The 9,578-nt window shown below is 61.9% G+C and carries 9 protein-coding genes and 2 pseudogenes; 5 read left to right on the forward strand and 6 right to left on the reverse strand.

Annotated elements, in window-relative coordinates; genetic code table 11:
- Positions 1-202, forward strand: a pseudogene (locus Y706_RS0101765) (IS30 family transposase); the annotation flags it as partial.
- A gap of 140 nt (positions 203-342) precedes the next feature.
- Positions 343-528 carry a hypothetical protein gene (locus Y706_RS0101770; protein ID WP_156945036.1) on the forward strand — a complete coding sequence of 62 codons (186 nt, stop codon included), beginning with the start codon at positions 343-345 and terminating at the stop codon, positions 526-528.
- Positions 529-886: 358 nt separating this feature from the next.
- Here Y706_RS0101770 and Y706_RS0101775 read toward each other — a convergent pair whose 3' ends face one another.
- The 5 genes and pseudogenes from Y706_RS0101775 to Y706_RS0101790 form a co-directional block, all read right to left on the reverse strand.
- Positions 887-1,504 (reverse strand): DinB family protein, encoded by a 618-nt coding sequence (locus Y706_RS0101775; protein WP_028275241.1) that lies wholly within the window; start codon positions 1,502-1,504, stop codon positions 887-889.
- Positions 1,505-1,534: 30 nt separating this feature from the next.
- The gene (locus tag Y706_RS29055; protein WP_343213014.1) at positions 1,535-2,071 is read right to left on the reverse strand and encodes a VOC family protein; all 537 of its coding nucleotides are present in this window, start codon (positions 2,069-2,071) and stop codon (positions 1,535-1,537) included.
- A gap of 24 nt (positions 2,072-2,095) precedes the next feature.
- Positions 2,096-2,602: a MepB family protein gene (locus Y706_RS23030; protein ID WP_052354976.1), complete on the reverse strand. Its 507-nt coding sequence runs from the start codon at positions 2,600-2,602 to the stop codon at positions 2,096-2,098.
- Between the two features lie 116 nt (positions 2,603-2,718).
- Positions 2,719-3,102, reverse strand: a pseudogene (locus Y706_RS29925) (hypothetical protein); the annotation flags it as partial.
- Positions 3,103-3,315: 213 nt separating this feature from the next.
- Entirely contained in the window at positions 3,316-3,723 is a 408-nt protein-coding gene (locus Y706_RS0101790) for a YybH family protein (RefSeq protein ID WP_216699090.1), read from the reverse strand.
- Positions 3,724-4,386: 663 nt separating this feature from the next.
- Here Y706_RS0101790 and Y706_RS0101795 point away from each other — a divergent pair.
- On the forward strand, positions 4,387-4,677 hold the full coding sequence (locus tag Y706_RS0101795) for a hypothetical protein (protein ID WP_028275244.1): 291 nt from the start codon (positions 4,387-4,389) through the stop codon (positions 4,675-4,677).
- 759 nt (positions 4,678-5,436) lie between these two features.
- Here the strand turns inward: Y706_RS0101795 and Y706_RS0101805 are convergent.
- Positions 5,437-6,480, reverse strand: coding sequence for a LacI family DNA-binding transcriptional regulator (locus Y706_RS0101805; RefSeq protein ID WP_028275245.1), 1,044 nt, complete (start codon positions 6,478-6,480; stop codon positions 5,437-5,439).
- A gap of 279 nt (positions 6,481-6,759) precedes the next feature.
- Here Y706_RS0101805 and Y706_RS0101810 point away from each other — a divergent pair, with 279 nt between their 5' ends.
- Entirely contained in the window at positions 6,760-8,421 is a 1,662-nt protein-coding gene (locus Y706_RS0101810; protein ID WP_028275246.1) for a glycoside hydrolase family 13 protein, read from the forward strand.
- A 60-nt stretch (positions 8,422-8,481) separates the two neighbouring features.
- A partial coding sequence (locus tag Y706_RS0101815; RefSeq protein WP_043434163.1) for an ABC transporter substrate-binding protein occupies positions 8,482-9,578 on the forward strand: 1,097 nt, incomplete at its 3' end.

Below are 9,578 nucleotides of genomic sequence, written 5' to 3' on the forward strand. Positions count from 1 at the left end.
ACGATCCAGCCCCTGGCAACGCGGCGCGAATGAAAACTTTAATGGACTCGCGCGCCAATACTTCCCAAAAGGCACCGATCTCTCCGTCCATTCAGAGGACCACGTCAAACAGGTCTGCGCCGAACTGAACACCAGGCCACGCAAAAGCCTCGGCTACCTCACCCCGGCCGCAAGCTTCCGAGCAGAGAAACGGAAAATCTAAAGGCTTGCGTCATTTCCCGACCCGAACGTCTGCGTACCGGGCGACTATACGAAAGATCGTCAACGGCAGGGGATCATTGCTCCTAAAGACAGCGGTTTCGTGTCACCACCTGCCATCGGCCGAACAACATGAGGATCATCGTGAAGAATTCCAAAGTAGTTACCGTGACGTCAGGGCTCGGTCTGATCTTTGCACTAGCGATCGTGGGATTCATTCAACCGAGCTTTATCCCGATGATGACTTGGCTGATGTTCGGCGTCGCAGTCATCACGCTGGTTCAGTTGTATCGCCTTGAAAGAAGCAACAGGAACCATCGCGACAGATGAGCGGATTGGCGGGCCCGTCCAGATTCTCGACAGGCTGAAGGTCAGAGTGTAGAAAGAGACCAAAATAGGCCCACTGTTGCGTCGACTGCTCGAATCCGCCCCCCCGTCACCGTGCATTTGATCGTGCGGGTCTTACGTACATGGCCTAGGCCAGTAACTGCAAGGGACGTGCGGCACGTATCCTGGGCACGGTGATCGACCGGCTTGCGGGCACTATGCACCGATGCGGACGTAATCCTCTTTATCATCTCGTGCACGAGATGACGTTTTAAATTCTCTATGACGCGGGACACATTCATGGAATTGCCGACTTCGTAGAGACTCCGCCAGCTGAGCTGTCCGCGGTGCGCGCTCGTCGCTACTGAGCGTGGTGAACGTAGAGGTCGCGGAGCAGCGCGATCTCGGCTCCGTGGTGCAGGATCTCCTGGTTCTCCCACCACACGATCGACGGAAACGTCTCCTCGGCATCGCTGCCGTATGGGTAGCTGCTTAGCCCGGTCCGGTCATAGTCGGACTCATCGACACTGAGTAGTACCCGGCGCCAGTCGGCTGCGGCCTGACGGAACCTCTCGATAGCGCCGGCTGCATCTGGTCGTGATTCGTACGTCGCTCGATCGAACGTTCGGTCGCCCCCGAGGTGGTTGGATCGGCCCAACAGTGTTTCGGAGATGTGGTCAAGCCGCCAGGCGATCGTCGTGAGGGGCGGAGGCCACGGACTTTCGGGGGCGCCGTCTCGCCCCCACTCACCCGCGCCGATGAGCTTGATGGCGCCCGGTCCGGGCCCATCGGCGCGCCTCCGTACAGACCAGCACGCGTCGACCGGTTCCCAGAGGTACTCGGCGTCCGTCAGTACCGGTACGTCGACGTCGCTGTCATCACCCGAGTTGCTGGTCGGCCCGGCGAGGCGAGTGAGAAGTCGTTCCGTCGCCCAGTCGTACTGCTCGAGCAGTGGCTTGAGGCGCTCGTTGGTCATCATGGCATGTAGCCTATACTCCACGAGATGCCGTTAGGCGCCTACGCGCGGTCGATGTTCGTACTTCGGGACATCCGCTGGCTGTCCACGACCAAGTGCCCGCCAAGGGATCCGCTGACGGGCGCCCCCGTGGTCTGTCCGAACTTTCAACTGTCGGTACTGGCCTTCTTTCGGGCTCCCAGAACGCAGAACTCGTTGCCTTCTGGATCCTCCAAGTACAGTCCACGGCCGCTCGCCTTGACCAACATCGACCCTGCGGGCACCCAGAGCGACCATCCGCTCGACCTCGGCCGCTGGATCGTCCGGCCGAAAATCGAGGTGAAGACGATTCTTTGTTATCTTCGAATCTGCCACCGGCACGAAGACCAACCCTGGCAACCGGTCCGGTGCAGAACGAATTTCGAACTCATCGTCAGCTTCCAAAGTCACGACCCAACCCAAAGCTTTGGCCCACCAAAGTCCAAGCTCGGCCGGTCGTGCCGAATCGACAATTACTTGTTCCCATTCAAGACTCAAGCGTTCCACTCTACTGAGCCGAACCCCTGCCCGGTGAAGAATCCCTGCGGTCACCAAGGCGTCCGCTGAACCACCGGCTTACGGGCGCCGTTGAAGGGCACGATCGTTTTCAGTTACGGTCCGCGACGCGTTACTCGGAGGAAGCTCGGAGAACGCAGCCCCCTGCGCACGCTGAGTGCGTGACGCTTGAGGATTCAGGTCGGTGCACCATGCGGGATAGACGCGGAAACCGCGCTTGCCAGGATGCAGCTCGGAGCTGACGCATCCGAGCGAGATCAGGTGCGCCGTGGTGAATTGGAAGACCCCGAACCGTTCCTGCTCCTCTGCGAAGACGAGCAGTCCAGACATCGACTCGTCAGCCGTGAAGGGCCTGGTCGATCCGCCTTCGTCGCGCTTCCAGACCGCGACGAAGGCGCCCGGCTTCGTCGGTGTGATCCGGGCGGTGCGGATTCGCCACTGCTCCTTCCCGATGCGTGCAACCCCAGATTCGTAGTCGCTGTTCTGTTCTTCAACCTGGATGACAGGCTGTGCATCAGCAGGAGCAGAAGCAAGATCGATGAAGCGTTTGAATGCGTGGAAATTCACTCTCAAACTGTAAACGCTCAAGAATCCGGGCCTGAAACCTGTCCGGTTGACGATCCTTTACCGGACACCACCTGAACCGTAATCAAACCGAAGCCCGGCATGCTCAACCGGTGCTCCTATTCCGGGTAAGGGTCTGCCCCGGCAACCTGGGATCGGGCCGGTTCCGCGGTGGCGTAAAGGGCGTTGAGCTGGCGGTGAAGCGTTCGGGCGATGTAGCGCTTGAGGGATCTGCGGATTTCGCGGTAGCTGCGGTCTTCTTGGGTGCGTTTGGTGACGTAGTCCCGTATTCCGGGGTCGTGGGCCATCCGGGTCCGGGTTCTCCCCCCCGTCTTGGCTCCGGCCATCTCGGCGGCGACGGTTCCCTCGTACCCGCTGGCCGTTTCGGGGTGATGGGTGATGGCGTGGACGGTGAAGTGCTGCCAGCCCTTGGGCGGCTGCTTCTTCGCCAGCAGCGACTTCACGAATTCACGGCGGACCACAGTAGCTTCTCTGCTTTTCAACCTCGGCCGGCTGGAGTAGCAACATTGCTACCGCAGCGTCATTCGAATCGGGCGGCGGCCGACCGGAGGTTCGCCTGATCCGCTCTGCGACCATGACGATGATTCCCTCCGGGCCGCGGACGCAGCAGAGCGGATCCGTCCCAGTTCCTTAGACGTGGAACACGAGTGGCGGGACGCCGACCGGACCTGTCCGGTGCGGCACGGATCCCGGACCTAAACCTGGACGATGGACTCGATTGGCCGCGGGGAAGTGATCGGATCTGCGTGACGATGGAGAACTTTCCACTGTCCGTCCTCCAGGCGGAAAATCGTCGTCACGCGAAGAGAAATCGGGGATACTTCATCGGATCCGCCAACCTTGGCCCGGGCACGTTCAATTTCGACAGTGTATGCGAGTTCCGTCCCGACGTACCCCGAGATTCGCTCGAAGTTGATGGGCTCGCCCTCCCTCAGTTGAGAAACCGCCCGCTCCATCGTCTGCTCAACTGCACTCCAGCCCCGAGCCGGCAGGCCGAGCGGATTGGCCAGTGAGACGTCGTCCCGCCTCGAAAACAGCTTCTTCTGCAGCTCCGGGTCTCCCCTGACGAACGCATCGAGCGCTCGGTGGTACTGCTCAACCACACGATCAAGATCGGACCCCGACATTGGTTCCTCCAGCCTCGCTTCTGCGCCGGCGCGGCGCGCCAGGCCCTGTATTCGGCCATCGTGGCACCGTTCACGAATGATGTCTACGTACGATTTCCTGGCGCCGAGACCGATCAGGAACGCAGAAGCGCTGGCACAGGCCGCGCCTACGAAGCTAGCGACAACTCCGCACAGCGACCACGCCAGCCCACAAATGCCTGTCACAAGCAACCTCCTTCACCGCAGCCGTATGCAGCCAAGATGCGTGATTTCGTGTCCATTGATGGCAAAGGCGCCTAGATTCGCCCCATGGGGACGCAGGAAACGTTGGACCGGCATTGTTGACTGGCTGAACATTAGGATCCGTTTACGTCTGGCTGCTGGGGGCAACCAGCGGGCCCACCGCAGCGACGCCTTACAATTTTTTCCAAGATCGCCGAGATCCGCATCGAATCCCACCGGCGGGCAATCCGCCTAGACAAAGCCGGTCTGGACGACATCCCAGCAATCAATGTGGTCGCACCAGTGGCCCGTCGGGTCGTCCCGGGAAGACCGCCGAAGGACCAAAAGGCAGCAGGGCTGAGGCATGGATCGGCCGGCATGACGACACGCGCGGCGCAAGTTCCTCTCATTGTCGATAGCCGGTGCCACCATCGAGATATGAGCACTCCAACAGTGGAAGCAGCGATCAATGAGCTCATGGATTGGGAGTGGCACGCAGTCGAGGAGTTACTCGCGAAACGCGGCCTCCTGGGCGACGGACTCCTCGTTGAGGACTACACCGGACTGATGTCATGGCTCGAATCAGTGACCCGGTACACCATCGTGCATTCCGCATCAGTGGCCGTCCTGTTCGTGAACTCCTTCCCGGTCGATGCCATCTCCTTCCACCGCGACCTTCTCGGCTCCGACGATCCGAAGTCGTTCTTCACCCTCATGCCGCGGACGTAGAAGCTCAGCGGCACGCGGACAGGCGCGTCGACTGGCACCTTCGGCCGGTCATGCCGTACAAATGATGGCTATGACGACGACCACCGAAGCGCCGGCCTTTCACGCGACAGACGAAACCGCGACCGCTCAAACCCATCGTGTGGTCTTCTCGGACCCCGATGCCGTGACGGCGACAGCGGTGCGCGACACTGACACTCGGGGCGCGGCCCAGGCCCCGGTCTTCTCGAGCCCCTACTGATCTCCCCGGCCCGCCATGTCGGAGCTCCGGCCGGCGGACCTTCGCGTGCCTTCCGTGAGCATGGCCCAGCCCGTGAACCGAGTCCCCGGCCCGGCGTGCTCCCGGCGGCTCCTGGTACGAGCCCAAGTGGGACGGCTTTCTTCACTGCACCCTGTCAATCAGGGGCCCATCCGTCCGCTGCCGGTCAGGTTAATGTGTTCTCGGCCCAGAGGTCCGGGTCTGTGGTGTCGCCGTTGCTGTTCAGGCGGGTTCTTGGGCATCCTCGTCAGACACGGGTGGGTGCGTCGGGCCGGGCGAATATGACCCACCGACCCCATTCCTGACATGGCCAGTCCCGCGCAGGAGCATTCGAAGCCTCCGCGACGGCCACGCTCAGGCTCTGGCCCCGGCGGGCTGCCCGTGAATGCGGTCTGACCACCTACATGGGCGGCGATTTTCACCGCCGGCGCTAATTCTTACCCCGTTTACCCCTGAGAATTCGGCTGGCGCCGGCGGGCGGCCGAATCGGGCAGTTCGGCAAGCTAAGCCGGCAAAGCCATCTCAATAGCAGAAGGGGGGCAAGTTGAGCGTCGAACAACCAGGTTTGCCGGGCAGACGATTTGCTGGTCGGGTGACTCCCCCTTGATCAGGCTTAGCGAGAGACGGCCGGCGAGTACGCCTTGCTCAAACGGTGTTTGATGGACGGTTGTGAGGTCCATCGTTTCTGCCATCGGGTGGTCGTCGATCCCGATGATTGACATATCCTGGGGGACGCGAAGGCCCGATCGCCGCAGGCTTTGGAGAGCGCCGTAGGCAACTTCGTCGGAGAAAGCGAATATCGCCGTGGGCAGCCGTGACAAGGTCAGAATTTTATCCATTCCTTGGGCACCGCCCTCGATACCCCATGGAACGGGAACCACCAGTTCCACATCAGCGTCAATACCTGCCGCCGCAAGTGCACTCCGGTATCCCCGCTCGCGGCCAACGTCGGCCGAGTAGTGGTTGCCTTCCGGGTCAACGGCGCTGATCATCGCGATCCGCCGATGTCCCAGCCCCAGCAGATGATTGACGGCATCTCGCGCCGCCAACTCCTCATCGATCCCGACCGAAGGACGCCCGGGCGTAATGGTTCCCGCCACAACCGCGTGAACCCCCATCGCGTCAAGACGCTCCCACTCCTCCTCGGTGATGGGGAAGGCAATATTGATGACGGCATCGACTTTTCGCCGGGCCGGGAGTTCCTCGAAGAACCGGCGCCGCTCATCGGAGCTATCGAGAGGGTAGAGGAGCACATCGATACCGGCGGCCGTGAGTTCTGCCGCTACGCCGGCGATGACAGCCGAATAGAACCACTCGTTGATGGTCGGAGTGATAAGCCCAACGCGTCCGGTTCGCCCGCCGGCGAGTTTCGAGGCTTCGGGTGAGACGACGTAGCCGAGTTGTTCGGACAGTTGCTGGATCTTGAGGCGGGTGCGTTCGGACACGCCTTTGCCCCCGGCCAGGGCGCGCGAGACCGCGCTCACCGAGACGCCCGCCTCCCTGGCTACGTCCACCATGTTCACTGAATGTCGATCCCCATTGGCCATTCTTCAATAGTAGCGGATTGAACGCATACGTTTGCGTAATTTGCGCCGAAACCGGCGCGTTCAGTTGAGCCATGCAGGCCAGAAGACCGGGGATCGAAGCTTTTACGCTTGACGCCTTCGGATCGAAGCGTCTATCTTTAACTCAAACGTTTGCGCAGAGACGTAGATCACAGCTCATGAACCGCATCGACGAAGCGTCGATATAATCCCAGCCAGTCGGACCGGCAATGATGCCCGGCAGAACAGGAAAACCCACTCTTGAGTACCAAAACCTCAACCATGCATGCCGACGTCGATGAAGTGTTGGGTGCAGACTGGTGGCGCCAGGCCGCCGTGTACCAGATCTATCCGCGGAGCTTCTCTGATTCCAACGGTGACGGCCTGGGCGACCTCAAAGGCGTCACGGCCAAGGTCCCGTATTTGAAGTCACTAGGGATTGACGCCGTTTGGCTGAGCCCCTTCTACCCGTCGGCTCTCGCAGACGGCGGCTACGATGTGGACGATTACCGCGACGTGGACCCCAGGCTGGGCAGCGTGGCTGACTTCGATGAGATGACCGTTGCGCTCCACGCCGCGGGCATCAAGCTGATCGTGGACATCGTGCCCAACCACTCCTCTGACCGGCATGAGTGGTTCAAGGAGGCCCTCGCCGCATCCAGGGGCTCCGCCGCCCGGGACCGCTACATCTTCCTTGAGGGCAAGGGCACGGAGGGCGAGTTGCCGCCCTCGGACTGGGAATCCCTTTTCGGCGGCCCGGCCTGGGAACGCATTACCGAACCGGATGGCACTCCCGGTCAGTGGTACATGCATCTGTTCGCCAAGGAGCAGCCGGACTTTAACTGGGACAACCCGGAGGTGCGCGAGGACTTCCTCACGACCCTCCGCTTTTGGGCCGACCGCGGCGTTGACGGTTTCCGCATCGACGTGGCCCACGCACTGTCTAAGGATCTGAGTGAGCCGTTGCCGGCCAAGGCCGATCTGGCGGCGGAGAACGAGACGGTGGACGGTACGCACCCGTTCTGGGATCGGGACGAGGTCCACGAGATCTATGCAGAATGGCGGGCCCTGTTCAACGAGTACACCCCGCCGCGCACGGCGGTCGCCGAAGCCTGGGTGCATGCCGACCGACGCGGCCGCTATGCCAGCCCCGAGGGCCTGGGACAGGCGTTCAACTTCGACCTCCTGCAGGCAGCCTTTGATGCCGGACAGTTCGGGGAGATCATCACCCGCAACCTGACCGAATCCGAGATCACCGGCGCGTCCTCCACATGGGTGTTTTCCAACCACGACGTGGTCCGCCACGCGACCCGCTACGGCCTGCCCATGGGACCCGGGCGCAACACCCCCTCCCAGGCGTGGCTGTTGTCCGGCGGTAAAGAGCCTGCCCTAAACCGGGAACTGGGCATCCGCAGAGCCCGGGCCGCATCGCTGCTGATGCTCGCATTGCCCGGATCTGCCTACCTGTACCAGGGCGAGGAACTGGGGCTGCATGAGGTAGTCGAAATACCAGATGCCGACCGCCAGGACCCCGCATTCTTCCGCAATCGGGGCGTTGACATCGGCCGAGACGGCTGCCGTGTCCCGCTGCCTTGGACACCCGAAGGTATCGCCTTCGGATTCGGCGACGCCGCAGCACACCTGCCGCAGCCGGAATGGTTCAGCGCCTACGCCGTGGCCGCCCAGCAAAACAACCCCGAATCCACGCTTTCGCTCTACCGTGAGGCACTTCGACTGCGCGGCAGCCTTCAGACCGAAGAACAACTCAAATGGCTCAACCAATCCAATGATTCAGTGCTGCACTTCATTCGGCCAAACGGCTGGCAGTCGGTAACGAACTTCGGCAACGAGCCCGTCGAGCTGCCAGCCGGCACCGTCGTCGCAACCAGCAGCCCATTGGCTGGCGGAAGCCTCCCGGCGGACACCACTGCCTGGATTATCTGACCTTTCACCACTACCGACCCGCCGGCGTCCCCGCCCGGGTTCATTTACAAAGGAGTAATCATGAAAGCAAAGCTGACCGCCACGGCGGCACTGATGATGGCAGGTGCGCTGGCTTTGTCCGCCTGCGGCGGAACCACAAGCAGCGGCACTACAGCCGGTGGGGGCGACGCCGCCTCCCAGGGCCTGGACGGGCGCGGCCCCATCACCTACGTTCAGGGCAAGGACAACAACAACGTGGTCCGTCCGCTGATCGATAAGTGGAACGCGGCGCACCCGAATGAGAAGGTCACGTTCAAGGAGCAGACGGACCAGGCCGACCAGCAGCACGATGACCTGGTGCAGAACTTCCAGGCCAAGAACGCAGGCTACGACGTAATGGCCGTGGACCTGGTCTGGACGGCAGAGTTTGCGGCCAAGGGCTGGCTGCAGCCGCTCAAGGACAAGATGGCAATCGACGCCGCCGGGATGTTGCCATCAACGGTGGAGGGTGCCTCCTACAAAGGTACCCTCTACGCGGCACCGGAGTCTTCCGACGGCGGCATTCTGTACTACCGCAAGGACCTCGTGCCCACCCCGCCCAAGACCTGGGACGAGATGATGAGCATGTGCTCCATCGCCAAGGCCAACAACATTGGCTGCTATGCGGGCCAGTTCAGCAAGTACGAAGGGCTCACGGTCAACGCGTCCGAGGCCATCAACTCCGCCGGCGGTTCCGTGCTGGACAAAGACGGCAAGCCGAGCCTGAACACCCCCGAGGCCAAGACCGGCCTTGAGAACCTCGCCAAGGCCTACGCCGATGGCAACATCCCCGCGGAAGCCATCACCTTTCAGGAGGAACAGGGACGCCAGGCCTTCCAGGACGGCAAGCTGCTGTTCCTGCGCAACTGGCCCTACCTCTACAACCTGGCCACCACCGAAGGCTCCTCCAAGGTCGCGGACAAGCTCGGCATGACCGCCCTCCCCGGCACAGATGGTCCCGGTGCATCCTCGCTGGGCGGCCACAACGTCGGAGTAAGCGTCTATTCCAAGAACAAGGCCACCGCAGTGGACTTCCTGAAGTTCCTCACCACGGAAGAGACCCAGAAGTTCTTCGCCACGCAGGGTTCGCTCGCACCGGTGCTCGGCAAGCTCTACGACGACAAGGAGCTCGTCGCCAA

The organism is Arthrobacter sp. I3, from assembly GCF_000520575.1.
Lineage (GTDB): Bacteria > Actinomycetota > Actinomycetes > Actinomycetales > Micrococcaceae > Arthrobacter > Arthrobacter humicola_A.